Here is a 26,008-nt window from a genome sequence, read left to right as displayed (position 1 = left end):
CAGGTACTGCCGCGGGCGATCTCGACCGCGAGTATCCCGTGGTCGCCTCGACCCATGGTGTAAACAGCGTGAAGCTAAGGGGAAGGCCCGGTCAAGTCAAAGGCTCGTTCTGGTCGACGGCTCCTTCAATTCAGCTGGATGCGCTGTCCCCAAGGGACGGCTTCCCTGCCCTTGACTAGCCAAACGACCGGGTAAGGCGGCTCCTGGCCCGGCGACTTGCCCTTGGCGTCCGTGAAATAGATCAGCAGGTCAGGCTGGGCGCCCTCGCGCTCGATCCACTCGAAGACCGGCCGGAAATCCGTGCCTCCGCCTCCATTGATGGCCTCTGGGCGCTTGAATTCCTCCCAGGGCTCGAACCGGAACGGCGCGTCCTCGCAGAGCGCTGCGTCGCAGGGAAGCAGCGTGATCCGGGCGCTCACCTGACCCTTGAGGGCGTCGATCTCGGCGATGAACTCCTCCAGCTCATCGTCTCTGATGGATCCAGACGTATCGATGGCGACGGTGAGGTCGATCTGGTGGCTGCGCAGACTGGGGAGGATGAAGTCGCCTTCGCGCCGCGAGGGGCGCTGATAGCTGTAGTCCTCGCGTGAGAGCGCCGTCAGGTAGCGCGCCAGCAGCGACCTCCAGGGGAGCTGCGGCTGCAGGAGATGATCGATCTGCCGCGCCAGCTCGCCGCCCAGCTTGCCCGCCTGCATCGCCTGCTGGGCGGCGCCGGCCAGGCGTTGCCGCCATTGTACCGACAGGCTCTCGCGCTCGTCCGGCGTCAGCGGAGGGGGCGCGCTCGCGCCCGTGCCGGAGCCTTGCTCGGGCTGGCTCTCCGCGCCCTGTTCCGCGCCCTCGTCCCGGTCGCCCGTGGTCGGCGGAGGCGAAGATTGACGGTCTAGGTCCTTCTCGCTGAGCCCAGACCGACTGCCGCCCTGCTGGTTCTCTTGGTCGTAGGCGTGCTTGTCGAGCGTCTCGGAGTCGTCGTCATCCTCGATGAGCGGGTAGATCTCCTCGGCCGTCAAGCCCTTGAAGAGCGGCATCACCAGGGCGTTGGGCGGCGGCGCGAGGCCATCCTCGATCAATAAGGGATTGATCGCGTAATCGCAGGCGAGGTCCCACTTGTGCTGGACGCGGTGCTGGCGTCGTGCGAAGTGGGACAGCGCGCAATGCAAGGCCTCGTGCGCCAGCATGAACTCAGTCTGGGAGGACGTGAGCGAGTCGATGTAGTCAGGGTTGAAGTAGAAGGTGCGGGCGTCGGTCGCCGTGGTCGGGCACCAGTCTGGATTGGCGGCCTGCATGGGCAGGCGCAACACCAGCGCACCTAGGAACGGCTTGTCGAGAATCAGGCGCGTGCGTGCCGCCGCGAGCTTGGTCTCGATGGCCGAGGCGGGCTGCTGGCCTTGGTGCTCGTTTCCGGCGTGCTCACTCATAGAGCATCACATCCGAGACGAGCTGGGCCCAGTCCGCGAAGGCGGGCACCTCGAAGAGCTGATTGCCGACCGCGCGATGGAGATCCGCGACCAGCATCACCCCCATCTCGCGCTGGGGGAAGCGCCCGGCGTACTGCAGGATGTTGCCGAGGATCTGCTGTCCTTCCGGCTCGCTCGCCGAGCGGATGGCCCGTCCGACCAGTGCCGCGGCGACGGCGTACTGCAGATCGATCTCACGCGGCACGCTCGCGGACTCTCCGCGCACAATGGCGTCGAGATCCGGCATTTGATCCAGGCTCTGGATGAAGGCGGTCAGCTCGATGCCGGCCGCCGGTCCGACGCAGGCCTGGAGGGTGCCCTGCAGCAGATCCATTTGGTCCTCGAACTTGCGCAGTCCCCGATGGGCGAATTCCCACGAGCGTGGCGAGGGAAAGGCGATGGGGTTGTGCGCTGGATCGAAGTCGAACAGGAGCTCCGGCCGGAAGCGCAGGAAGGCGATGATGCGCTCGTCGATTCCGTTCTGATAGGCCCAGGCGACCCAGTCGTCCAGATGGGTGTCCACCTCGAAGTGCGAGAAGCGATTCGCCAGCGGCGCAGGCATGCTGTAGGTGACGCCGCGATCGCCCTGGCGGTTGCCGGCCGCGAAGATCGCCCAGCCATCGGGGACGCGATACTCGCCCAGGCGGCGGTCGAGGATCAGCTGATAGGCCGCCGCGGAAACGGCTGGCGGCGCCGAGGTGATCTCGTCCAAGAAGAGCACGCCCGTTTCGCCGTGCCGCCCGCTGTCGGGAAGCATGGCCGGCACTGCCCACTCGACCTGCTCGCCGGCACGGAAGGGGATGCCGCGCAGATCGCTCGGCTCCATCTGCGACAGGCGAATATCGATCACGGGCGCGGCGTGACGGGTCGCGATCTGGGCCACCATCTGCGACTTCCCGACCCCGGGCGGTCCCCAGAGCATGACTGGCGTGTGGTGTCCTTCGGCGGTGCTGGTGAATTCGCGATCTAGGACGCGGAGCAATTGAGCTGGGCGCATGATGTGGTTTCGTCCTCCGAATACAGCCGTGGGGGCGTGCCCAATCCCTACCTTACGATTAGTTTTCGTGAGGTGTGTCTGCCTGGACTGCTTCGCAAGCTGCAGGCGCTTGAGAAAAGTCATTGAATCTCGGGCTGTCTGTCAAGCGTCCAAGCATACTTGTCACCTATTAGAAAAACGCTGTATTCTTATTGCTTCCTCGTCCCCGTGATCGTACCCGTCGTGCGGGTCGCGCTCCGTCCGAGAGTCGAAGAAAAGAGAGGACAGGGCGGATCATGGTAGTAACATTTTGATCTGTCTGTTGAAAAAGTTGAGCTTGCCGAGTCCGTCTGGATCAGGCCCTCACCACATGAATTAGCTCGGAGACCGGAAATGAACCAAATTTACTATGATGCCGTGACCAAGATGGAGCAGATGGGCGTCGACGACGAGTACATCCAGGGCTGGCAGTGCGGGTTTCTCCAGAACCCCAAGCGCGAAGAGCAGCGCCTGACCGATGCCTATGAGGCTGGCTACAGCGACGGCGAGGAGAAGTCCACGGAGAACTTCGGAAACTGGGTCAAGGCCTAGGCTACGAATCGCTTCCCGCCGCTCCATGGTCGCGCCATCGCGCGGCCATCTTCCGTTTCCCGTCCGATCAAATTTCGCACCTTCCCCTTGCGCTGATCTAACCCTCACCCCGCAGCGTCCTTAGCGGTGGGCGAATGAGCAGCGGGTAGGTCGCCAGGGTTCCCGCTACGCCGATCAGCGCCCCCGATCCGAGCACGCCGAGCGCCCAAAGGCCTGGGTTGAAGCTGAATTCCAGCTCGAAGAGCTGCTCCGCGAGCAGATATCCGGTGGATTCGGCGAAGATCGACGCCAGCAGTCCGGCGAGCAGCCCGGCGGCGGTGAACTCGACGCCCAGGCTCGTCAGGAGCGAGCGTCGATCGGCCCCGAGCGTGCGCAGAATGCCATGCTCGACACGCCGCTGCTCCAGGCTCGCTTGAATCCCCGCGTACATCACCAGCAGGCCCGCGCCGAGGGTGAAGAGGAACACATACTCGACGGCCAGCACGCCGCGGTCGATGACGCCTCTCACTTGGCGCAGGATGGCGTCCACGTCCAGGGTCGTTACGCTCGGGAAGCGTCGTGCCAGCTCGGCCACGACCGCCTCGCGCTCCGCCGGGAGAAAGAAGCTGGTGATGAAGGTTGCGGGCTCGTCTCGCAGCAGCGCGGGCGAGGCGACGACGAAGAAGTTGGCGTTGAAGCTATCCCACTGCACCTTCCGCAGACTGGTCACGGGGCCGCTGATCGCATGTCCAGACACCCAGAAGGTCAGGTCGTCGCCGAGCTCGATGCCTAGGGTCTCCGCGATGCCTTCCTCGACCGAGAACTGCGGCGGTGCATCCTTGCTGCCCCACCAGTCGCCCGCGACGATGCGGTTGTCGGGCTGCATCTCCGCTCCATAGCTCAGGTTGAACTCGCGCGTTGCCAGCCGCTCGGCGCGGGGGTCCTGGTAGCGCTCGGGATCGACAGCCTGCCCGCCGATGTGCGTCAACCGTCCGCGGATCATGGGATAGAGGTCCGGGGTCTGGATCTCCACGCTGCTCAAGAATTCGCGCAGCGGCTCGACCTCATGCGGCTGGATATTGATCAAGAAGTAGTTCGGCGCGCCCTCAGGCACCGTCTCTTGCCAGGACTTGAGCAGGTCGACCCGCACCACGGCCAGTAGCAAGAGGGCGAGAATCCCCACCCCGAGCCCGGTGATCTGCAGCACGGCGGTGCCTGGGCGGCGTGCCATGGCCGCCAGGCCAAGCCGCCAGACGCCGCTGGCGCGCCCCGCGAGCCCGCCGGCGAGACGCACCAGCACCAGGACGGTGAGAATCAAGGCCAGCAGGGCCCCGAGCAGCCCCGCGAGCAGCTTCCAGGCCAGCTCGAAGTCGTTGGCCTGCCAAAAGACGAGCAAGGCGAGCGCGAGCCCAGCGGCGCCCAAGGTGAGCGCGGCGGATGCGCGCGGCCTGCCGAGGTCGCGGCGCAGTGCGCGCAGCGGCGGCACCTGGGCGAGCTGCGCCAAGGGCGGGACGGCGAAGCCGAGGAGCGCGATCATCCCGGTCGTGATGCCGATCAAGACGGGCGTCAGCGAGGGCGGCGGCAGATCCTGCTCGAGCCAATCCGCGAGCGCGGTGATCAGACCGAGCTGCCCCAGCCATCCCAGCAGGCAGCCGAGTAGGCTCGCGAGCAATCCGAAGACCAGCAGGCGCAGGACGAAAACACGCATCAGCAGGTGTCTCGGGGCACCCAGGCAGCGCATCACCGCGACCGCGTCGATTTGGCGCTCGACGAGCCGGTGGCTGGCGAGCGCGATCGCTGCGCCCGCGACCAAGAGCGTGACCAGGGTCGCCAGGCGGAGGAACCTGGAGGCGCGATCGACGGCCGAGGCGAATTCGGGGCGCGCCTCCAGCGCGTCGTCGAGCGAGACATTGGCGGCGAGTCTCGGCTCCAGCCATGGCTTGAAGTCGGCGATCGCCTCGGCGGGGCCGGCGATCAGCAGGCGGTAGGTGGCTCGGCTCGCTGGCCCGATCAGGCCGGTCGCGGGCAGGTCGGCGCGGCTCATGAGCACGCGCGGCGCGATGCTGAAGAGGTTGCGGCCTTGATCCGGCTCGTCGGTCAGGATGGCGGCGATCCGCAGGCCGGTCTCGCCGACGCGCAGGGTATCGCCGATGGCGATATCCAGGAGCCGCAGCAGCCGCGACTCCACCCAGACGTCACCGGCGGGCGGTCCGGTCGCGCTCGGTCGATCGTCGAGGTCTGTTGCCTCCGCCACCCGGAGCTCGCCGCGCAGCGGATAGCCGGGGTCCACCGCCTTGATCTGAACGAGCTGGGGCTGCCGGCCGGCCGTGACGACGCTGCGAAACTCGACCGTGCGGGCCGTTTCCAGGCTGCGTGAGCGGGCCTCCTGGCTGAGGTCCTCGGCAAGCGGCGACGAGGACTCGAGCGCCAGATCGGCGGCGATGAGCGCGCTGCCCTGGCGCTCCATGGTGGCTTCGACGCGGTTGGTGAAGAAGCCGACCGCAGTGATGGCCGCAACCGTGAGGATGAGCGCTGCGCTCAGCAGATAGAGCTCGCCGCTGCGCCAGTCTTGGCGCAGTAGGCGGAGTGTGATGCGCCAGGCCGTCATGCCATCTGCTCCAATTCGCCGTTCTCCATCCGCAGGCGTCGGTCGCAGCGCTCGGCCAGTCGGGGGTCGTGGGTGACCATCACCAGGGCCGCTCCCGTGTCCTGACGCAGCGCGAGCAGCAGGTCGATGATGTGCTCGCCCGTAGCCTGGTCCAGGTTGCCGGTCGGCTCGTCGGCGAAGAGGATGCTGGGCTGGGGCGCGTAGGCGCGTGCGATGGCGACGCGCTGCTGCTCGCCCCCGGAGAGCTGCTTGGGGTAGTGGCCGGCGCGGGCCGTCAGGCCGACGCGCTCCAGCGCCTCGTCGGCGCGTCGCGCCGCCTGGGGGGCTCCGGTGAGCTCGAGGGGCAGCAGGATGTTCTCGCGGGCCGTCAGTGTCTGCAGCAGCTGAAAGTTCTGAAAGACGAACCCGACGCGGCCGCTGCGCAGCTCGGCGCGCCCGTCCTCGTCGAGGTCGCCGACGCGTCGTCCGCACAGCCAGACCTCGCCCGTGGTCGGGTCGTCCAGACCTGCAAGCAGCCCGAGCAGCGTCGACTTGCCAGAGCCCGAGGCGCCGAGGATGGCGACGGCCTCGCCGGAGCCGATTTCGATCTCGAGCTCGCTGAGGATGGTCAAGCCGCCCGCCGGGCCGTTAACATGCTTGCCCAATGCGATTGCCTTCGACAGGCTTTGGGTACTTTCTGCTGACATGATCCGTCGACTCCTGATCTTGCTGTTACTGCTGCCGCTTTCGGCCGCCGCACGGGCGCCGGTCGTCCTCATTCTTGGGGACAGTCTGAGCGCGGGATATGGAATCTCAACCGATGAGGGATGGGTTGCGCTGCTGCAAGCGCGCATCGCGTCGGAGGTCTTGCCGCACGAGGTGATCAACGCCAGCGTGTCGGGCGAAACGACAGCGGGCGGCCTGGCGCGTCTGCCGCGGCTCCTGGAGTCCCATCAGCCAGCGGTGCTGGTTATCGAGCTGGGTGCGAATGACGGCCTGCGCGGCGTGCCGCTGAGCGTCTTTCGGGAGAATCTCGAGGCGCTGATCCGAGGCGGGCGCGATGCCGGGGCTCGGATCCTGCTGCTTGGCGTCCGCTTGCCGCCAAACTATGGTGCGGCTTACACAGAGGGCTTTCAAGCGGTCTACGCGGAGGTCGCCGAGGGCCTCGGGGTGGCCTTGGTGCCCGCTTTCCTGAAGGGGATCGCCGAGGATTGGGCGCTGATGCAATCCGATGGTCTGCACCCTAAGTCGCAGGCTCAGGGGCTGATCCTGGACAATGTCTGGCCCGCGCTCAGGCCATTGCTCGAGGCCGCCGGCAAGGCCGCGGGCTAGTCGCGGCCTGTCGAGCCCGCGCCTGTTTTTCTGCGCCTTGCAGCCAGCGCCTGAAGCCTGTGAGTGAGGCGTGGCTATCGAAATCACTGGATGGAGTATCTATGGAGCGTGTCACCATTGTTGGGGCCGGCTTCGCCGCCCTCACGGCCGTCCGCGCATTGCGGCGGCTGAAGCCGGATCTTCATATCACCGTCGTCAGCCGCAGGGCCGAGCTCGTCTACTACCCTGGGCTGATCTGGGTGCCCTCCGGGCTGCGCACCGGAGATGATCTCGTGATCGACCTGCGCGGGTTCTTCGACCGCATGAAGGTCAAGCACGTCGCCGCGGAGGCAACAGGCCTACGCGATGGCGGGCGTGTCTTGGAGACGACGGAAGGTCCGATCGAGAACCATGGCCTGATCATCGCCAGTGGCGGGCGCTTCATCAAGAAGCTTCCGGGCATCGGGCACGCCATCGTGCCCTGTGAGGGCGTCGCCGCCGCGAAGGCGATTCGCGACCGCGTGCGGGCGATGGAGGGTGGCAGCATCGCCATGGGCTTCGCCAGCAATCCCAAGGAGCAAAGCTCCATGCGCGGCGGCCCTGTCTTCGAGTTTCTCTTCGGCATGGACAATCAGCTGCGCGCGGAGAAGCGGCGCGACAAGTTCGAGCTGCATTTCTTCACGCCCGCGCCGCGTCCCGGCAATCGTCTCGGCCCCAAGGCCGTCGACGGTCTGCTGGCCGAGATGAAGCGGCGCGGCATCAGCACCCACCTGGGGCATAAGCTCAAGGGGTTCTCGGAGACGGCGGTCGCTACAGAGGCGGAGGAGTTTCCGGCCGACCTCATCCTCTTCATGCCGGGGATGACGGGCAATGCCTGGCTCGACAGCACCGAGCTGCCGCGCTCGCCGGGCGGTCTGCTGCAGGCCGATGCCCAGTGCCGCGTGCCCGGCTTCGAGCGGGTCTATGTCGCGGGTGACTCAGGTAGCTTCCCGGGTCCCGACTGGATGCCCAAGCAGGGTCACATGGCGGACCTGCAGGCCCGGGCGGCGTCACGCAATCTGGTTGCCGAGCTCAAAGGACAGACGCCCAAGGCCGGCTTCCGCGTCGAGCTCATTTGCATCGTCGACACCAACAGCAGTGGCATGCTGGTCGCGCGCAACGAGAAGTACAACCTGGTCATGCCGTCTTTGCGGATCTTCCATTGGCTGAAACGCTTCTTCGAGTGGATGTACCTGCATCGCTATCGCTGAGCTTCCTGGGCGCCGCTGTTCCTCGCGGCCAACGAGAAAGGGCCGTCCGCAGCCTGCGGACGGCCCTTTTCATGATGCGCCCGTCGCCTGGGCGCCTGCCCGTTGCGCCTCAAGCTAGGGGATGGCGTCCATCTCCGCGCCTTCCTTCTTGACCGGCATGAGGTCGTTTCGACTGAGCCCGAGCCAGATGACGACCGCCGTGGCGACGTAGATGGTGGAGTAGGTGCCGACGAAGATGCCGATGATGAGCGCAAGCGAGAAGCCGCTGATGGCCTCGCCGCCCAGGACGTAGAGGGCGAAGAGCACCAGCAGGGTGGTGCCCGAGGTCACGATGGTGCGCGACAGCGTCTGGTTGATGGAGCTGTTGGTGATCCCGATGACGGTGCCCTTGCGCATGCGGCGGAAATTCTCGCGGATCCTGTCGAAGATGACGATGGTGTCGTTCAGCGAGTAGCCGATCACCGCCAGCACGGCGGCGAGCACCGTGAGATCGAAGGGGATCTGGAAGATGGAGAACATCCCGACGGTGAAGATGACGTCGTGCACGAGTGCCGCGACCGCCCCCACGGCGAAACGCCACTCGAAGCGCAGCGCGACATAGATAAGGATGCCGATCAGCGAGAAGAGCACGGCCAGTCCGCCCTTCTCGCGCAGCTCTTCGCCGACCTGAGGGCCGACGAACTCCACGCGCCTGAGCTCGACCTCTCCCCCCGCTGCCTGGTTGAGCGTGCGATAGACGCGGTCGCTCAGCTGGGCGCTGTCCGCTTCTCCCTCCTTGGGCGCCAGGCGAATCAGAACGTCGGTGCGCGAGCCGAAATACTGGATGGTCGCTGCCTCAAGTCCTTCCTGCTCCAGGGTGGCGCGAACGTCGCTCAGCTCCGCGGGCGCTGGGTAGCCAAGCTCGATGACCGTGCCCCCGGTGAAATCCAGTCCGAGGTCGAAGCCGCGGAAGAGGATAGACAGGAGGCAGAGTACCAGCGCGGCTCCGGACAGCGTCGCGGCGAGCTTGCGCTTGCCCATGAAGTCGATGCCAAAGTCATTGATCGTGCGTTTCTTGCTCATACCGGACGCCCCTCAGATAGCCAGCTTGTTGAGTCGACGGCCGCCGTAGATCAGGTTGATCAGGGCGCGCGAGCCGAGGATGGCGGTGAACATCGAGGTCAGGATGCCGATGAAGAGGGTCACGGCGAAGCCCTTGACCGGCCCGGTGCCGAAGCTGAAGAGGACGACCGCAGCGATCAAGGTGGTGACATTGGCGTCCACGATGGTCGAGAGCGCCTTGTCGTAGCCCGCATGGATACTGGCCTGCGGCGAGTTGCCGTTGCGGATCTCCTCGCGGATCCGCTCGAAGATGAGCACATTGGCGTCCACCGCCATACCCACGGTGAGCACGATGCCGGCGATGCCGGGCAATGTCAGCGTGGCTTGCAGCATGGAGAGCACGCCGACGATCAAGACCAGATTGACCACCAGCACCAAGTCCGCCACCAGGCCGAACACGCGGTAATAGAGCGCCATGAAGCCGATCACCAGGGCCAGGCCGATCATGACGGACATGAAGCCCTGATCGATGTTGTCCTGACCCAGGCTGGGGCCGATGGTGCGCTCCTCGACGATCTGGATCGGGGCCGCCAAGGCGCCCGAGCGCAGCAGCAGGGCGGTATTGTGCGCCTCGTCGCTGCTGTCGAGTCCGGTGGTCTGGAAGCGTCGGCCGAAGGGCTCGCGAATGGTGGCGACGCTGATGACCTCCTCGACCTTGCGCGTGGTCTTGACCGGCTCGCCCTCGACCATCCTGGTGGTCGTGCGGTTCTCGATGAAGACGACCGCCATGGGCTTGCCTACGTTCTCCGTGGTCACATTGCGCATGCGTCGCGCGCCCTGACCGTCGAGGTTGACGAAGACCGCGGGTGTGCCGCTCTGGCTGTCGAAGCCGGCCGAGGCGTCCGTGATCTGGTCGCCGGTCACGATGACGCGACGCTTGAGCAGGATGGGCGTGCCGTTGCGCTCGGAGTAGAGCTTGCTGCCGACGGGGAGGCGGCCCGATACGGCGTCTGCGACGCTGTTCTCGGTATCGACGAGGCGATACTCCAGGGTCGCGGTTGCGCCCAGGATCTCCTTCAGGCGACCGGGATCCCGTGCCCCCGGCAGCTCGACGACGATGCGCCGCTCTCCCTGACGGGCGATGCTCGGCTCGGCGACACCCAGGGCGTTGACGCGGTTGCGCAGGGTGGTGATGTTCTGCTCCAGCGCGAAGTTCTTGATCTCTTGCTGCTGGGCCTCGGGAAGTCTGGCCAGGAGCACGAGATCTGCGCCATCCTGGGTGCTCTCGATGTCCAGGTCGCGAAACTCGCGCCTGATGGCCTTCTCGCCCGCGTCGCGGGTCTCCGCGTCCTTGAACTTCACCTCGATGCTGCCGCCGTCGCGGGTCACGGTCAGATAGCGGACCTTGTCCTCGCGCAGCAGTGTGCGGATGTCGCCGATGTAGCGCTCTAGGGCTTGATCCAGCGCCGCCTCCATGTCGACGTCGATGACGACGTGGATGCCGCCGCGCAGGTCGAGTCCCAACGACATCTGGTTGAGCTCCATGGCGCGCATCCAGCCCGGAAGGTCGGCGACCTGGGTCAAGGCGCTGCGATAGCGCTCGGCGAGCGTCTGCTCGATGGCCTCTTGTCCCTTGAGCTGATTCCCGGGTGTCGCGAAGCGCACCAGCAGCTTGCCTTCCTCACGCGGCTCGATCGCCTTGAAGGGGACATTGGCGTTCTCGAGTGCGGCCTGGATCTCACCTTTGCTCGAGTCGGTGATTTCGGCCCCGCGCGCGGCGGTGACCTCGATCGATGGGTCCTGGGAGTAGAGGTTTGGCCAGGCTAGCAATAGCCCGGTCAAGACCACGCCCAGAATCAACAGATTCTTCCACAGCGGGTATCGGTTCATTGTTGTTCCAATCGCTACGTCGGCTGTCGGAGGGGACAGAGTGGGAAGGGCGGGATGAGGCGCAGCACCGGGCCTCGCGGCGCGCACCCGCAAGGGCTGGAGGGGCTCCTGTCGGCGGTGCTCCGGCCTTGGCTGTGGTCCAGTGCTATCGCGCGGGTCTGCGTGGCCGCGGCGGCGCCGTCAGGACCGTCCGGGCGTTGGCGCCCTGTCGGTGGCGCTCATGCTCCGAGTGGTGGTCATGCCCCGGGTAGTGGTCATGCCCCGGGTAGTGGTCATGCCAAGAAAGCGTCGGCTCCGCAGGCAGGGCAGCGCTCGGTGAGCGCTGCGCGGGAGCCTCAGAGCTCCTTCAAGGTGCCCTTGGGCAGTACCGACTCGACCGCCGCGCGGCGGATCTTCACCTGAACCCCGTCAGCAACTTCGGCCTGCACGAAGTTCTCGCCGATGTCCGTGATGCGAGCGGCCATGCCGCCCATGGTGATGATCTCGTCACCCTTGGCGAGGGCCTCGACCATCTTGCGGTGCTCCTTCTGGCGCTTGGCCTGGGGGCGGATGAGCAGGAAGTAGAAGATGACTGCGAACAGCACCAGCGGCAGCAGTGCCATGAAGGGATCGCCCGCGGCAGCCGCGGGCTCGCCTTGCGCTAGTGCGTCGGAGATAAAGAAGCTCATAGTGGTTCCTGATGTCGTTGCGGACCGCCATGCGCGACGTGTCCGATGGCTTTGATTGCAGATCGGCACCGCCAGGCGATGCAGACCAGATAAAGTCGGTCGCGAATTATCGCACACCGACGTCGAAGGTGAGAGGAGATTTCGGCCGTGAGAGGATTACAGGCTCTTCATGCGCGAGCCTCGCTTGGGCCGGCCGCGAGCCAGCCCCGCATCATGGCGAGCGGCTGGATCTCAGGTCGACGAACTGGGCGACGAACGAATCGAGCCGTCCATCACGGATGGCATCTCTCAGTCCGCGCATCAGCCCTTGATAGTAGTGCAGGTTGTGGATGGTCGCGAGACGGGCGCCGAGGATCTCCTTGCACTTGTCGAGGTGGTGCAGATAGGCGCGGCTGTAGTTGCGACAGGTGTAGCAGTCGCACATGGGGTCGACGGGGCCCTCGTCGCTGCGGTTGGCGGCGTTGCGGACCTTCACGATGCCATGGTGCGTGAAGAGATAGCCATTGCGCGCGTTGCGGGTCGGCATGACGCAGTCGAACATATCGATGCCGCGCTGCACGGCGGCGACGATGTCCTCTGGGGTGCCGACGCCCATGAGGTAGCGCGGGCGATCGGCGGGGAGCTTGTCGGAGAGGAAATCCAGCACCCGCAGCCGGTCCGCTTCCGGCTCGCCGACGGAGAGGCCGCCGACGGCGTAGCCGTCGAAGCCGATTCGCGTCAGACCCTCCAGCGACTCGGCGCGCGGCCCCTCGTGCATGCCGCCTTGTACGATTCCGAACAATGCCGAGGGATTGTCGCCGTGCGCCTCGCGCGAGCGCGCCGCCCAGCGCAGCGACAGCTCCATGGACGCCCGTGCCTGCGCCTCGTCCGCGGGGTAGGGCGTGCACTCGTCGAAGATCATGACGATGTCCGAGCCCAGGTCGCGCTGGACCTGCATCGAGACCTCCGGGCTCAAGAAGACCGGGCTGCCGTCGATGGGAGACTGGAAGTGCACACCCTCCTCGGTGATCTTGCGCAGATCGCCCAGGCTGAAGACCTGGAAGCCGCCGGAGTCGGTGAGGATGGGCTTGTCCCAGTGCATGAAGTCGTGCAGGTCGCCGAGCTGCCGGATAATCTCGGTCCCCGGGCGCAGCATGAGATGAAAGGTGTTGCCCAGGACGATCTCGGCGCCAACGTCCAGCAGCTCCTCAGGCGTCATGGCCTTGACCGTGCCATAGGTCCCGACTGGCATGAAGGCGGGGGTCTCCACCCTGCCGCGCGGGAAGCTCAGGCGGCCGCGCCGCGCCAGGCCGTCGCGTCCCAGAAGCTCAAAGTCCATCCGCTTCCTCCAGCCAAGTTAGCAGCTCGCTTAGGGTCTCGATGGCGACCTCGGGCTCCGCGAGCGCGTCCGGCCAGGGCTTGCCAAGCCGATTGATCCAGGCGGCGCGCAGACCTGCCTGGCGCGCCGCCTCGACGTCCAGCCAGGGATCGTCGCCCAGGTGGAGACACTGATCGGGACGGCAGCCGGCGAGCGTGAGTGCGTGCTCGAACATGGCCGGATGCGGCTTGGCCGCGCCGGCCTCGGCGGCGGAGATGCTGTGATGGAAGAGACCTTTCAGGGGTGTGACCTCGACGTTCGAGTTTCCATTGGTGACGGACACCAGCGAGAAGCGCTGCGACAGCGATTGGAGTGCGGGCAGGACGTCCGGGTAGGGCTCCACTCGGCAGCGGTGCTCGAGGAACAGGGCGAGCGCCTCGTCGACGATGCTCGTGTCATGGCGGTGGCGGTCCAGCAGCTCGACGAGGGATAGGCGCCGCACCATTCCCAGGTCGTGCGCGATCTCGGGGCGGCGCTCCATGATCCCTTTGCGGTGCTGACGCATGCTGTCGACGTCTTCGGCCTCAGCCAGCCGAGGCGCCCGATCCTGCAGCCAGGCATAGAGCGCCTCCTCGGCGGCCTGGATGACGGGCATGCAGGGCCAGAGGGTGTCGTCCAGGTCTAGAGTGATGAGGCGGATGTCGGGCACGCGCGGTCGCTGATAGCCGTGATGTGGGCCTGCATTGTGCCCGGATTGGGTGGCTCGGGCCAAACTGCTCGCTTCTGGCGCCTTGGCTTGGCGATCAGATCGTACTGATGCAAACCTCATAGGCTCCGCCGATCACCACATACTCGTCTTCCCCCTTGAGCATCCCGGGCAGCAGTCGGTTGTAGAAGAAGACCTTCGACAGCGGGACCTTGGCCATGAGGATGTAGTCGCCGAACTCGTCCGCGCGCTCGCGGTTGCTGGTGAAGCTGTTGAGATTGTTCAGCAGGACGCGGTGTCGACCGCAGACGCCTGTCTCCAGGATCTCGTGCTCGTCGATGCGGTTGATGCCCCGGTAGAGCCTGATGTGCAAGGTGTGGGGGTGCTCGCGTGCCAGCTCGTACTGGCAATAGGTGTAGAGCAGGTCGAGCTGGGCCTCCAATGCATTGGTCGCGTAGAGCCCGCGTGTGCCCTGTAGCACATAGTGGTGATAGGCGTCGCCGTTGCGATCGATCAGCGAGCCGGCGTGATGTCGCGCCAATAGCCCGAAGCGGCTCTCCACCCAGCGTTTGAGCACCGCGCCCTCGCGCCCGTCCGAGTCGAACGACCAGCCCCGCACCATCCGCAGGTAATTGGCATTGACGCGCGACTTCCGCCGCCGGCCGGGCGTGAGTCCCGCCTCGTCGAGCTCGTCGAGCAGGAAGTTCACGGTCATGTAGTCCTGGAAGCGTTGTGCGCGATCCGCGTGCCGACCGAAGGCGGCCAGGGTCGCGAAGAGGTCTTGGTGGAAATCGCGGACGCCGTCGATCTCCAGCGGGACCGGGTGCTCCTGGAAGGTGAGGCTGCCGAGGATGACGGCCGGTAGGTTGCAGTGGTTGAACGGGAGGCGGGCGCTGGCGGGCAGGGAAGGGGCCGGCTGGCTGCTTTGTTCGCTTTGTCTGTTGTTATCCATACAGCCCCCGGGGCTTTGTCGGGGATGCTACCAAGACTGGGGAGGTGCTTAGGGTCAGGTAGAGCCTTCAAAAACAGTGGGTTGAGGGTTTTCTTTCGCCTGGCATGAAGGTTGCTTGGTAGCTGGCGAGTGACGATTCGTTCAACGCTCGTGAGACGAGCAAAACAGGAGAACCCACATGGCACTGCGTCAATGCGCCATCTACGGCAAAGGCGGAATCGGCAAGTCTACCACTACCCAGAACCTGGTTGCGGGTCTGGCTGAGCTTGGCAAGAAGGTCATGATCGTCGGTTGCGACCCCAAGGCCGACTCCACGCGTCTGATCCTGCACTCCAAGGCGCAGAACACCATCATGGAGATGGCGGCCGAGGCGGGCTCCGTCGAAGACCTCGAGCTGGAAGACGTGCTCAAGGTCGGCTACGGCGACATCAAGTGCGTCGAGTCCGGTGGTCCTGAGCCAGGCGTTGGCTGCGCTGGCCGCGGCGTCATCACCGCCATCAACTTCCTCGAAGAGGAAGGTGCCTACGAGGCCGACCTGGACTTCGTCTTCTATGACGTGCTCGGCGACGTGGTCTGCGGCGGCTTCGCCATGCCGATCCGCGAGAACAAGGCCCAGGAGATCTACATCGTCTGCTCCGGCGAGATGATGGCCATGTACGCGGCCAACAACATCGCCAAGGGTATCGTGAAGTACGCCAGCTCAGGTGGCGTGCGTCTCGCCGGCCTCATCTGCAACAGCCGCAACACGGCCCGCGAAGACGAGCTGATCATGGAGCTGGCCCGTCAGCTGGGCACCCAGATGATCCACTTCGTGCCGCGTGACAACGTCGTGCAGCGCGCCGAGATCCGTCGCATGACGGTCATCGAGTACGAGCCCAAGGCCAAGCAGGCCGACGAGTACCGTCAGCTGGCGCAGAAGATCATCGACAACAAGATGTTCGTCGTCCCAACCCCGATCTCCATGGACCAGCTCGAAGACCTGCTCATGGAATTCGGTGTGCTCGAGGAAGTGGACGAGTCCATCGTCGGCAAGGCCGCAGCAGAAGAAGCGACCGCCTAATCGGCGCTCACTGCCTGAACAGCGGACGCGGCACCCAGGTGTCGCCGTCCACCGCTCATGATTTCTCACCGTGCGACTGTCGGCGGATTAGTCGCGGCGCCGAATTTGAGGAAAAGCCACCATGGCAAGTATGACTCGCGAAGAGACCCAGGACCTCATCCAGGAAGTCCTCGAGGTCTACCCGGATAAGGCCAAGAAGGACCGTGCGAAGCACCTGGCCGTCAACGATCAGTCGATCGAGCAGTCCAAGAAGTGCATCATCTCCAACCGCAAGTCGCTCCCCGGCGTCATGACCGTCCGTGGCTGCGCCTACGCCGGCTCCAAGGGCGTGGTCTGGGGTCCGATCAAGGACATGATCCACATCTCCCACGGCCCGGTTGGCTGCGGTCAGTACTCCCGCGCCGGTCGTCGTAACTACTACGTCGGCCACACGGGTGTGAACACCTTCGGAACCATGAACTTCACCTCGGATTTCCAGGAGAAGGACATCGTGTTCGGCGGCGACAAGAAGCTCGACAAGCTCATCTCCGAGATCGAAGAGCTGTTCCCGCTGGCCAAGGGCATCAGTGTCCAGTCCGAGTGCCCGATCGGTCTGATTGGCGACGACATCGAGGCCGTCTCCAAGAAGAAGAGCAAGGAGCTCGAGAAGCCGATCGTCCCGGTTCGCTGCGAGGGCTTCCGTGGTGTGTCTCAGTCGCTGGGTCACCACATCGCCAACGACGCCATCCGTGACTGGGTCATCGGCAACCGCGATGGCGACAACTCCTTCGAGACCGGCAAGTACGACGTCGCGGTCATCGGCGACTACAACATCGGTGGTGACGCCTGGGCCTCGCGCATCCTGCTCGAGGAGATGGGTCTGCGCGTCGTCGCACAGTGGTCCGGTGACGGCACCCTCTCGGAGATGGAGCTGACCCCCAAGGTCAAGCTGAACCTCATCCACTGCTACCGCTCCATGAACTACATCAGCCGGTTCATGGAAGAGAAATACGGTGTGCCGTGGATGGAGTACAACTTCTTCGGCCCGACCAAGATCGCCGAGTCGCTGCGTAAGATCGCCGCCTTCTTCGACGAGACCATCCAGGCCAACGCCGAGAAGGTCATCGAGAAGTACACCGCCGAGTACGAGGCCATCATCGCCAAGTACCGTCCGCGCCTGGAAGGTAAGAAGGTGATGCTCTACGTCGGCGGTCTGCGTCCGCGTCACGTCATCGGCGCCTATGAGGATCTGGGCATGGAAGTGGTCGGCACGGGCTACGAGTTCGCGCATAACGACGACTACGACCGCACCATCAAGGAGATGGGTGACTCGACACTGCTGTATGACGACGTCACCGGCTATGAGTTCGAGGAGTTCGTCAAGAAGGTCAAGCCTGACCTGATCGGCTCCGGCATCAAGGAAAAGTACATCTTCCAGAAGATGGGCGTGCCTTTCCGCCAGATGCACTCCTGGGATTACTCCGGCCCCTATCACGGCTACGACGGCTTCGCCATCTTCGCCCGTGACATGGACATGACCATCAACAATCCCTGCTGGAAGAGCATGCAGGCACCCTGGCAGAAGCCTGCCGAGGGTGAGGCCGAGGCGGTCGCCGCCAGCGCCTGATTGAACGAGCCGCCAGCGGCCAGCTACCAGCACTTCTTGCTGGTGGCTGGAAGCTGGCCGCTGGAAGCCCAGCTACCCCTTTTCATGCCGTCTGTCCGCAGATTAGCGGCGCGGTAGGAGCACACTCATGAGCCAGACAGTCGACCAGATCAAGCCTTGCTACCCCTTGTTCCGTGACGAGGATTACAAGGAAAACCTCAAGGCCAAGCGTGATACCGTCGAGGAAGTGCCTGCACTCGATAAGATCGAGGAGACCTTCCAGTGGACGACCACCAAGGAATACCAGGAGCTGAACTTCAAGCGTGAGGCCCTGACCATCAACCCGGCCAAGGCCTGCCAGCCCCTCGGCGCCGTGCTCTGCGCACTCGGCTTCGAGAAGACCCTGCCTTACGTGCATGGCTCCCAGGGCTGCGTCGCCTACTTCCGCACCTACTTCAACCGCCACTTCAAGGAGCCGGTCGCCTGCGTCTCCGACTCCATGACCGAGGACGCGGCGGTCTTCGGTGGCCAGAAGAACATGTTCGACGGTCTGGAGAACGCCAAGGCACTCTACAAGCCCGAGTGCATCGCGGTCAGCACCACCTGCATGGCCGAGGTCATTGGTGACGACCTCAACGCCTTCATCGGCAACGCCAAGAAGGAAGGGCACATCGAGCAAGACTTCCCGACGCCCTTCGCGCACACCCCGAGCTTCGTCGGCAGCCATACCACCGGCTGGGACAACATGTTCGAGGGCATGCAGCGCTACTTCACGCTGAACCACATGGAGGACAAGACGGTCGGCTCGAACGGCAAGATCAACATCGTGCCCGGTTTCGAGACCTACCTCGGCAACTACCGCGTCATGCACCGCATGATGCAGGAGATGGGCGTCGGCTACAGCCTGCTGTGCGATCCGACCGAGGTGCTGGACACCCCGGCCGACGGCCAGTACCGCATGTACGACGGCGGCACCCCGCTCGCCGAGATGAAGGACGCGCCGAACGCCATCGACACCATCCTGCTCCAGCCCTGGCAGCTGCCGAAGACCAAGAAGTTCTCGCAGATCACCTGGAAGCACGACGTCCCGGCCATCAACATCCCCATGGGGCTGGAGTGGACCGACGAATTCCTGATGAAGGTGTCCGAGCTCTCCGGCAAGGAGATCCCAGAGTCGCTGGCGAAGGAGCGCGGCCGTCTGGTCGACATGATGACGGACAGCCACACCTGGCTGCACGGCAAGAAGCTCGCTCTCTACGGTGATGCCGACTTCGTCATGGGCATGACCAAGTTCCTGCTCGAGCTGGGCGCCGAGCCGACCCACGTCCTCTGCAACCACGCCAACAAGCGCTGGAAGAAGGCCGTCGAGAAGATCCTGTCCGACTCGCCTTATGGGGCTGGCGCCGAAGTCCACATCGGCAAGGACCTCTGGCACCTGCGCTCGCTGTGCTTCACCGACAAGCCGGACTTCCTGATCGGTAACAGCTACGGCAAGTTCATCCAGCGCGACACCAAGCACAAGGGTCCTGAGTTCGAGGTTCCGGTGATCCGCATCGGCTTCCCGATCTTCGATCGTCATCACCTGCATCGCATGACCACCCTGGGCTACGAGGGTGCCATGTACATGCTGACCACGCTGGTCAACGCCGTCCTGGAGCGCCTGGACGACGAAACCCGCGAGATGGGCGTGACCGACTTCAACTACGACTTGGTTCGATAGCTCCCTGCCGCCAGCTGCCAGCGCTGTGTGGCTGGCGGCTGGCGAGCGCAGGACGCTCATCGAGAGAGTGAGATCTCTATGCCCAACGTAATGATTCGCAGGAAGGACGACGGTGGCCTGCTGTTCTACGTCGCCAAGAAGGACATGGAAGAGACCATCGCCACCGTCGAGACCGACACCGACGAGGCCTGGGGGGGCGAGGTGGAGCTGACAGACGGCTCGCGCTGGTACATCGACCCCATCAGCCCACCACCGCAGTTTCCGACGACCTTGCGCTTCAAGCGCGCCGGTGAGTGAGCGCCCTAGCGGCCTCGTAGCCTTGTAGGGTGGACAAGCGCAGCGCAGTCCACCAGCGTCGCCACGGGGCTCGGTGGACTTCGCTCTCGCTCGTCCACCCGACTTGTCGGCTGAATCAAGCAATTTCTCTGGAGTACCCAAATGGCCTTTCAAATCGTACGTGACGTCTGTACCGCTTGCGGCGACTGCGAGCCGGTCTGCCCGACCCAATCGATCAGCCCCTTCAAGGGTGTCTACAAGATCGACGCCGCGACCTGCAGCGAGTGCGAAGGTGACGGTGAGCCCGGAACCCCGCAGTGCCTAGATGCCTGCATGGAAGACGACTGCATCGTGCCGGTGTAACGACACCGCGTCGCGTGACACCGCGCCGCGGTGTCACGCCCTTTTCAGCCAAAGCGAACATACAGAGACCCGAGGAAACCCACCATGGCCAACGGCGCTCTCTCAGAAGACATCGCCCTGCGGATCGGGCTGGCGGCCCGCACGCTCCCAGATACGGATGCCGCGCGCCTGCTCCGTGTGCTCGCGGACGCCGTGGGTCTGCCGCCGACCGCCGAGAGCCTCGGTCGCCTCAAGGTCAAGGATCTCAAGGATGCCGCCGAAGGCGAGCTGGCCAGCCTGGATCAAGACGACCTCAAGGCCGCGCTCGCCATTCTCAAGGGCGAGGGGCTCGAGGGACTGGAGCCGCCACCGCCGGTCGAGCCCTATGCCGACGGCGACATGCCTGACTCCGTTCGGGTCGCCTGCGCCTCCAATCGTGGCGAAGACCTCGACGGCCACTTCGGCTCCGCGCGACGCTTCCTCGTCTACCAAGTCTCCGCCAAGGAGAGCCGCCTCATCGATGTCCGTGAGATCGACGACTCCCAGGCGGACGACGACAAGAATGCCTATCGCGCCGACCTCATCGCCGACTGCCAGGTCCTCTACGTCGCCTCCATCGGCGGCCCGCCCGCAGCCAAGGTCGTCAAGAAGGACATCCACCCGATCAAGGATCCCAAGGGGGGGAGCGCCCGCGACCGCATGGTCGCCCTGCAGCAAGTGCTCGCCACCAGCACGCCGCCTTGGCTCGCCAAGGTCATGGGCAAGAGCCCGGAGGAGCGCGTGCGCTTCGAGCGCGAGGAGAGCGAGGCGTGATCGAGGAGACCAGGCTCAATCAGGTCGCCGAGATCGTCCGTCGGGCCGGTCTCAACGAGCAGACCCTGGGCGCCCTGCGCGAGCATCTCCCGGACCTGCACTTCACCTTCTGCCTCGACGACGAGATCGGCGTCCATGAGCCCTTTCTCGAGGACGCCGGCTTCAACATCTACCTCGTCGACGGCCGCGAGCACTGCATGAAGCTCACGCACGACCTCGATTCGGCGACCGGCCTGCTGCTCGCCCAGGTCGAAGAAGAGAGCTGATCGATTGGGTGCACGCAGCCATGAAGACCACAGAAGACGCTCAAACAGCGCGGAGCTCGGTCGGTAACTGCAACGGCTGCCCACACCGCCGCGACCTGCTCACCGAGGGGCGCTGCACGCCCGGCGACGTCTGCGTCCGCGCCATGAGCGGGCGCCAGATCGAGCGCTTCTTCCGCGTCAACCCGGCACTGGCCGACGACTACGCGGGCGACAGCTTCTGGGAGCGCCGCGCCATCGCCGCGCGCTACCTGTCGCAGAAGAAGCTCTTGCCGCTCATCCAGGACCCCGACGAGGTCGTGCGGCGCGTGCTGGCCTACCGCCTGCCCATCGAGGCCCTGGACGCCCTCATCGAGGATCCGGACCGCGAGGTGCGCGTCACTGTCGCCGATCGGCTTCCGGCCGACCGCGTCGAGCGCCTGGCGACCGACCCCGACTACCTCGTCCGCCAGTACGTCGCGCGCCGGCTCGCGCCTGGCCGGCTGTTCCGCATGATCCGCGATGCGGACCGCCAGGTGCGCGTCACGGTCGCCGAGCGGCTGCCTGTCGAGAGCCTGGGGCTGATGCGCGACGACCCCGAGCCCGAGGTCCGGCTCAAGGTGGCCGAGCGCATTCGCTTCGAGGAGGTCGGCGCCTTGCTCGCCGATCCCGACTGGCGCGTGCGCGCGCGCCTCGCCGAGCGCCTGCCGCTCGAGATGCTGGAGCCCTTGCGCGAGGATACGGACCCTGATGTTCGCGCCATCGCCGAGGACCGCCTGGTGCGCGCCGAGCCGTCCCAGCCGGAATAGCCGACGCCCGCGCCTCAGAAACAAACCCGTACATCACAAGAATCGTGAGTCGACTCCCATGGTGAAGACAGCGAGTACCCAGCAGCCCGCCTTGGTGGCGGGTCTGGAGCTGCGCGTGGCGCAGGCATGCCAAGCGCTCGAAGTGGCCGATGGCATCGAGCCCATCGTCGCGGCGATACAGGACGAGCTGCCGGACCTCGAGGTCCGGCATGCCATGACGCGCTCCGGCTGGCATCGCCTGGGCGGTGTCGTGGACCTGGACGGCAACCGCATCGCTCATCACATCACCGAGTGGGCCGAGGCCGAGTCCGGCGGCGACATCGACGAGCTGATGCTCAAGCTCTCGGACGTTCAGTATTTCGCGACCCGTCTGAACGGCCGCACCCACTATCTGGTCGCTCAGACCGGACCGCAGGCCGCCGACTACATCCAGATCGAGGTCGAGCAGCTCCAGGAGGTCCTGGACCGCACCATCTCGGATCCGGATTGGTTTCCGGACAGCATTGCCGACTTCGTGGATCCAATCGATTTTCCCCGCTTGGAGCACGAGCCCGTGGGCGCCCCACGCCTGCTCTTCCGGCGGCTGATTCGGGCAGCCGACCTGGTCGCGTCGCCCGATGCGGGTCCCAAGCTGACGCGCTTCTTCGACGACTGGGACCGCAGCTCGGCCGCCGAGTCGGAGGGCTTCTGCCATCACTGGCTCTTGTCCGTCCGCGAGTATCAGGACCGCGACGGCGACGGCCATCTCAGCGCCAAGCCCGTGCCCATCGCACCGGCTGGGGTGCCCGAGCTGCCTGATTCGGAGGTGGCGCGCGGCGTCAATCTGGCGAACCAGCTTCACGGCTTCGACCGGGAGATGGGCTATCCCTTCGCCTGGTACTTCCACATGCTCACCAACCGCAAGGTCTCTCACAAGCTGGCCGAGGCTGTGCATGCGGACCTCATGGGGGCCTATGACTACCTGCCCGCGAGGGATCTCAAGATCCTGCGGGAGTGGTACCAGGCGCCTTACGGACTCTGAGCTCCAAGCGGGCTTGCCGTCTGGGCAGCGTGCAGGCCACGCGCCCCCGGCAAGCCCTTTCAATTCGCCTTTTCGTCTGAGCTTCAGGCCCTTCTCGCGCCGATAGCCGGCGCGCTGCGTCCGGCGACTTGGTGGCTCCCTTTCCACCTCATCCTCAGAAGGCACTGCCGCGCCGAGCCATTTCGGCGGGTCAGTCGCACCCGTCCGCAACCCCGACGCCTGGCAGCTCTTCCTCGGCTTACTTCCCCCTTCCTGCTCCTGGGTTGATAATCCTAGATCCGGCGGTCGGACGGCCTCCAGGGTGCGTCCGGCATGGTATCTGGCAAGGCGCAACGAGGCGTCGTCGTGGTGCTACGACAAGGCGTTGCAATGCAGCCAGGCGCCGCGCGGAGCGTGCACTGGGGGTCGTGGCGGCCTTCACCCCGCGGGTGAAGCAGCAGGAAGCCAGGATCTCGATCATGATCCCTGTGTTGCATGGAGCGCAGAGCGGTCAACTGCCGGATCTAGGATAATCCTGAAAAGAGCTGTTGAACCGCAAAGCGCGCTAAGAGCGCAAAGGATTTCAATGCGTTGCGGAGTGGATCTTACTCACCCGATGGGTGACATGGATGCATTGAGCAACCCTTTGTTTTACTTAGTGTCCTGTGCGACTTTGCGGTTCCAATTGCCGAATCTAGGACAATCGCTAGCGCGGTTGTCGCTGCATGCAGTTCCGCCTGAAGCGCCGCTCGCTTCGGGCTCCGGCTGCGCCCTTCGCCGCGCGTGCCGGACTGTCCGGCCTCCAGCGCGCTGATAGGATCGCAGTGGCATGGGGCCTGCGCGGCAAATGCATCCTGGATAACGACTGTGTACGATGAGGCCCTATCACATTGGCCGACGTTGCACGCTAGATCCGCTAGGGAACCGACTCCAGAAATGCCTGAGCAAGCTTTCAACAGTGAAATTCTGCTGCTATCCGCCGATCCGGCAACGGCGGAGGGGCTGTCCGAGGCGCTCGAGGCGCTGGGGGCTCGAGTGACCGCATGTCAGCGCTTGGCGGATGGCATGGGCATCGCCCTGTCGACACGCCCCGCGCTGGCTGCGGTGGACACGCGTCTGCTCGTGAGCCCGGACGAGATCGGGGAGATCGCGGAGCGGCTCTCGAAAGCTGAGCCTGAGGGAGCGCCTGCCAAGCTCGTGGTGCTGGCGGATCGGGAAGATCTCGGCTACCGGCTGGCGGCGATGCGCGCCGGCGCGGAGGCGGTCTTGCTGCTCGTGGATCCGCAGGAGCGTCTCGCCGAGCGCATCGCCGAGATCCTGGATATTCGCCACGAGGGGGCGACTCGGGTGCTGGTCGTCGACGACCAGCCGGTGGCCGCGCTCTTCGCCTCACGCGTCTTGCAGGGTGCCGGTATCGAGACACGACGTGTCACCAATGCCATGAAGGTCATGGATGTCTTGGACGACTTCCAGCCGGACCTCGTCGTCATGGACCTGCATATGCCCGGCGCCTCGGGGATCGAGCTGACCGGCGTCATCCGCGGGCGCGACAAGTTCGCCGACATTCCCATCATCTTCCTGTCCTCGGAGCTGGATCCGGACGTCCAGATGGCGGCGCTTAGGGTCGGTGGGGATGAGTTTCTCTCCAAGCCGGTTGCGCCCGACCGCTTGGTGACCGTGGTGCGCGAGCAGCTGCAGCGCGCCAGCGAGCGTCGCCGCCGCTGGCGCGGGTCGGCGAGCATCGACTCGCTCACTCGGCTCGCGACCCGCGAGCGGCTGCTCAAGCGTTTGGATTGGCTGCTCGGTCAGGCCTATTCCAACCAGTCTGGTGGCGCGATGCACCGGGTCGCCCAAAGCCGCCTTGGGCATCGTGCTATCGTCTATCTCGACATCATGGGCGTCGACGAAAGCCTCGAGCTGGTCGCGGCCGAGGTTGCCGCGCACGTGAAGCCAGGTGATCTCGCGGCGCGTGTCAGCGAGCGCTCGATCGCCATCCTGATCTGTCGGGATAGCAATCAGCAGATCGCCGAGCTGGCCCAAAGCCTGCTCTTCAGGGCAGGTGAGCTGCTCGAGCAAAAGAGCATTGGCGCCGATGTCGGTGGCGGATGGTACCCCTTGACGGGAGCCTGCAAGGATGCTGTCACGCTGCTCTCGCGGGCCGCGAAGGCGGCGCGCTGGTCGCTGCGGGGCGGGGCTGGCGAGGTCGGGCTCTACGACCGCGCCAAGTCCTCGGTGGCGCGGGATGATCGGCGTTTGGCCGTTCTGGACGCAGTGCGCTACGAGCGCACCGAGCTGCTCTATGAGCCGATGGTGGCGCTGACCGGGATCGTCGGTGAGCGCTACGAAATGACACCTCGGCTGCTGATCGGCGACGGCGAGGTCTTGCCGCCGGCGGACTTCATGGCAACCATTGCCCGCTCCGGGCTCGCGCCGAGATTCGACCGCTGGCTGCTCGCCGCAGGGCTTGACGTGCTGAAGAAGAAGATGGACGCGAAACAGCCGGTGCTCTTGTTCATCCACCAGTCGCTCTATGGCTTGGCCAAGGACGACTGGATCTACTGGGTGCGCGATGAGATCAATGCGCGCGACCTCATCCGACTGCGCCCGGTCCTGCAATTCGAGATCGGGGAGGCCGACAAGCAGCTCGAGCTTGCCATCAAGCGCTCACGCCAGCTCGGCCGCCTCGGCATCCGTGTCTGCCTGAACGGCCTTGATTTCAGCGAGCGCAGCATGCGGGTGCTGCACGCGGTGCCCTCGGGCTATGTGCGCATCAGCCGCCGCGTCATCCACGGGCCGGACGCCGACTCCATCGCCTGGCTCATCCAGTCGATCAAGGCCTGTGGCGCCAGGGTCATCGCGACCGGCGTCGACGGCCCCGCAGCGATCGCGCGGCTCTTCAGCGAGGGTGTGGATCTCATCCAAGGGCCCTATATCCAGCCGCCTGGGCTTGCGATGGACTTCGAGTTCGCCGCCGGGGGGGAGGCTTCGGGCTAGTCGGCCGTGCCACCCTATTTTGCAGGGACGGGGAATGCTTGGAGTATTAGCCTCCAGCTGTTGGTTTGCCGAGGTTTTCGCCTACCAACCTAGATTCGGCAATTGGAACCGCAAAGGCGCGAAGGACACGAAGAACAACAGAGGCTTGCATCGCTGCGTCGCTTCACCCTCTGAGTGAGCATCGCTTCGCAGACAAGGTGTTGCAATCCTTTGCGCTCTTTGTGCCCTTTGCGGTTCAACTGCTCTTTTTAGGATCAACGCTTTCACCCGTTGGGTGAGTTCGGGCGGGCACTCTGTGATGGCCAACTGACTGATCTAAGAAGCTGACAGCTGGCCGCTCTTTTCAGGGTTATCCTAACCCGGCAAAGCCGGAACCAAAGAGGGGCGGATCGTCTATCGTTTGAGTAAGCCCGCACACGGGAGTCAGACGATGAACCCCTTTGTTGAACAGCATCACGATGAGAT

The 26,008-nt window shown here is 65.0% G+C and carries 23 protein-coding genes; 13 read left to right on the top strand and 10 right to left on the bottom strand.

Annotation, left to right across the window (positions count from 1 at the left end):
* Nucleotides 1–125: 125 nt before the first annotated feature.
* A complete protein-coding gene (locus G3446_RS15150) occupies nt 126–1,415 on the bottom strand; it encodes a vWA domain-containing protein (protein ID WP_164453671.1) in 1,290 nt (429 codons plus the stop codon).
* On the bottom strand, nt 1,408–2,451 hold the full coding sequence (locus G3446_RS15145; RefSeq protein ID WP_164453670.1) for an AAA family ATPase: 1,044 nt from the start codon (nt 2,449–2,451) through the stop codon (nt 1,408–1,410). The genes G3446_RS15150 and G3446_RS15145 overlap by 8 nt, the downstream gene beginning before the upstream one ends.
* A 372-nt stretch (nt 2,452–2,823) precedes the next feature.
* On the opposite strand from G3446_RS15145, the gene G3446_RS15140 reads away from it, so the two are divergent.
* On the top strand, nt 2,824–3,021 hold the full coding sequence (locus G3446_RS15140) for an Alvin_2107 family globule sulfur oxidation protein (RefSeq protein ID WP_164453669.1): 198 nt from the start codon (nt 2,824–2,826) through the stop codon (nt 3,019–3,021).
* Between the two features lie 97 nt (nt 3,022–3,118).
* Here the strand turns inward: G3446_RS15140 and G3446_RS15135 are convergent, their stop codons facing one another.
* Both G3446_RS15135 and G3446_RS15130 read right to left on the bottom strand, forming a co-directional pair.
* Nucleotides 3,119–5,608, bottom strand: coding sequence for an ABC transporter permease (locus G3446_RS15135; RefSeq protein ID WP_164453668.1), 2,490 nt, complete (start codon nt 5,606–5,608; stop codon nt 3,119–3,121).
* Nucleotides 5,605–6,294, bottom strand: a complete 690-nt coding sequence (locus tag G3446_RS15130; protein ID WP_164453667.1) for an ABC transporter ATP-binding protein — start codon at nt 6,292–6,294, stop codon at nt 5,605–5,607. The genes G3446_RS15135 and G3446_RS15130 overlap by 4 nt, the downstream gene beginning before the upstream one ends.
* Between G3446_RS15130 and G3446_RS15125 the strand changes: the two genes are divergently transcribed.
* Together G3446_RS15125 and G3446_RS15120 are read left to right on the top strand one after the other, a co-directional pair.
* On the top strand, nt 6,293–6,919 hold the full coding sequence (locus G3446_RS15125) for an arylesterase (RefSeq protein WP_164453666.1): 627 nt from the start codon (nt 6,293–6,295) through the stop codon (nt 6,917–6,919). The two genes, G3446_RS15130 and G3446_RS15125, sit on opposite strands and share 2 nt — an antisense overlap.
* Nucleotides 6,920–7,020: 101 nt before the next feature.
* Complete coding sequence (locus G3446_RS15120; protein WP_164453665.1) at nt 7,021–8,148, top strand: NAD(P)/FAD-dependent oxidoreductase; 1,128 nt, start codon at nt 7,021–7,023, stop codon at nt 8,146–8,148.
* 114 nt (nt 8,149–8,262) lie between these two features.
* On the opposite strand, the gene secF is transcribed toward G3446_RS15120, so the two are convergent.
* The 6 genes from secF to G3446_RS15090 all read right to left on the bottom strand — a co-directional run bounded on the left by secF (nt 8,263) and on the right by G3446_RS15090 (nt 14,702).
* Entirely contained in the window at nt 8,263–9,210 is a 948-nt protein-coding gene (secF, locus tag G3446_RS15115) for a protein translocase subunit SecF (protein WP_164453664.1), read from the bottom strand.
* A gap of 12 nt (nt 9,211–9,222) precedes the next feature.
* Nucleotides 9,223–11,079, bottom strand: a complete 1,857-nt coding sequence (secD, locus tag G3446_RS15110; RefSeq protein WP_164453663.1) for a protein translocase subunit SecD — start codon at nt 11,077–11,079, stop codon at nt 9,223–9,225.
* Between the two features lie 335 nt (nt 11,080–11,414).
* Nucleotides 11,415–11,747, bottom strand: coding sequence for a preprotein translocase subunit YajC (gene yajC, locus G3446_RS15105; protein ID WP_164453662.1), 333 nt, complete (start codon nt 11,745–11,747; stop codon nt 11,415–11,417).
* Nucleotides 11,748–11,958: 211 nt separating this feature from the next.
* Complete coding sequence (gene tgt / locus G3446_RS15100) at nt 11,959–13,065, bottom strand: tRNA guanosine(34) transglycosylase Tgt (protein ID WP_164453661.1); 1,107 nt, start codon at nt 13,063–13,065, stop codon at nt 11,959–11,961.
* On the bottom strand, nt 13,055–13,816 hold the full coding sequence (locus tag G3446_RS15095; RefSeq protein ID WP_245232524.1) for an HAD family hydrolase: 762 nt from the start codon (nt 13,814–13,816) through the stop codon (nt 13,055–13,057). The genes tgt and G3446_RS15095 overlap by 11 nt, the downstream gene beginning before the upstream one ends.
* Nucleotides 13,817–13,847: 31 nt before the next feature.
* A complete protein-coding gene (locus tag G3446_RS15090) occupies nt 13,848–14,702 on the bottom strand; it encodes an NAD(+)--dinitrogen-reductase ADP-D-ribosyltransferase (RefSeq protein ID WP_164453659.1) in 855 nt (284 codons plus the stop codon).
* Nucleotides 14,703–14,880: 178 nt separating this feature from the next.
* On the opposite strand from G3446_RS15090, the gene nifH reads away from it, so the two are divergent.
* The 10 genes from nifH (at nt 14,881) to G3446_RS15040 (ending at nt 25,543) form a co-directional block, all read left to right on the top strand.
* Nucleotides 14,881–15,762: a nitrogenase iron protein gene (nifH, locus tag G3446_RS15085; RefSeq protein WP_164453658.1), complete on the top strand. Its 882-nt coding sequence runs from the start codon at nt 14,881–14,883 to the stop codon at nt 15,760–15,762.
* A 121-nt stretch (nt 15,763–15,883) separates the two neighbouring features.
* A complete protein-coding gene (gene nifD, locus G3446_RS15080; protein ID WP_164453657.1) occupies nt 15,884–17,368 on the top strand; it encodes a nitrogenase molybdenum-iron protein alpha chain in 1,485 nt (494 codons plus the stop codon).
* Nucleotides 17,369–17,495: 127 nt separating this feature from the next.
* Entirely contained in the window at nt 17,496–19,067 is a 1,572-nt protein-coding gene (gene nifK / locus G3446_RS15075) for a nitrogenase molybdenum-iron protein subunit beta (RefSeq protein WP_164453656.1), read from the top strand.
* A gap of 78 nt (nt 19,068–19,145) precedes the next feature.
* On the top strand, nt 19,146–19,364 hold the full coding sequence (nifT, locus tag G3446_RS15070; RefSeq protein WP_164453655.1) for a putative nitrogen fixation protein NifT: 219 nt from the start codon (nt 19,146–19,148) through the stop codon (nt 19,362–19,364).
* 141 nt (nt 19,365–19,505) lie between these two features.
* Nucleotides 19,506–19,706: a 4Fe-4S binding protein gene (locus G3446_RS15065; protein ID WP_164453654.1), complete on the top strand. Its 201-nt coding sequence runs from the start codon at nt 19,506–19,508 to the stop codon at nt 19,704–19,706.
* A gap of 84 nt (nt 19,707–19,790) precedes the next feature.
* Nucleotides 19,791–20,498, top strand: coding sequence for a dinitrogenase iron-molybdenum cofactor biosynthesis protein (locus G3446_RS15060; protein WP_164453653.1), 708 nt, complete (start codon nt 19,791–19,793; stop codon nt 20,496–20,498).
* Nucleotides 20,495–20,764 (top strand): DUF6129 family protein, encoded by a 270-nt coding sequence (locus G3446_RS15055; protein WP_164453652.1) that lies wholly within the window; start codon nt 20,495–20,497, stop codon nt 20,762–20,764. The genes G3446_RS15060 and G3446_RS15055 overlap by 4 nt, the downstream gene beginning before the upstream one ends.
* A 20-nt stretch (nt 20,765–20,784) precedes the next feature.
* Entirely contained in the window at nt 20,785–21,549 is a 765-nt protein-coding gene (locus G3446_RS15050; RefSeq protein WP_164453651.1) for a 4Fe4S-binding leucine-rich repeat protein, read from the top strand.
* A 58-nt stretch (nt 21,550–21,607) separates the two neighbouring features.
* Entirely contained in the window at nt 21,608–22,570 is a 963-nt protein-coding gene (locus G3446_RS15045; protein ID WP_164453650.1) for a hypothetical protein, read from the top strand.
* Between the two features lie 915 nt (nt 22,571–23,485).
* Nucleotides 23,486–25,543 carry an EAL domain-containing protein gene (locus G3446_RS15040; RefSeq protein WP_164453649.1) on the top strand — a complete coding sequence of 686 codons (2,058 nt, stop codon included), beginning with the start codon at nt 23,486–23,488 and terminating at the stop codon, nt 25,541–25,543.
* Nucleotides 25,544–26,008: the final 465 nt, after the last annotated feature.

This window comes from Thiorhodococcus minor, assembly GCF_010820565.1.
GTDB lineage: Bacteria > Pseudomonadota > Gammaproteobacteria > Chromatiales > Chromatiaceae > Thiorhodococcus > Thiorhodococcus minor.
This window is presented reverse-complemented; position numbering and strand designations above follow the sequence as displayed.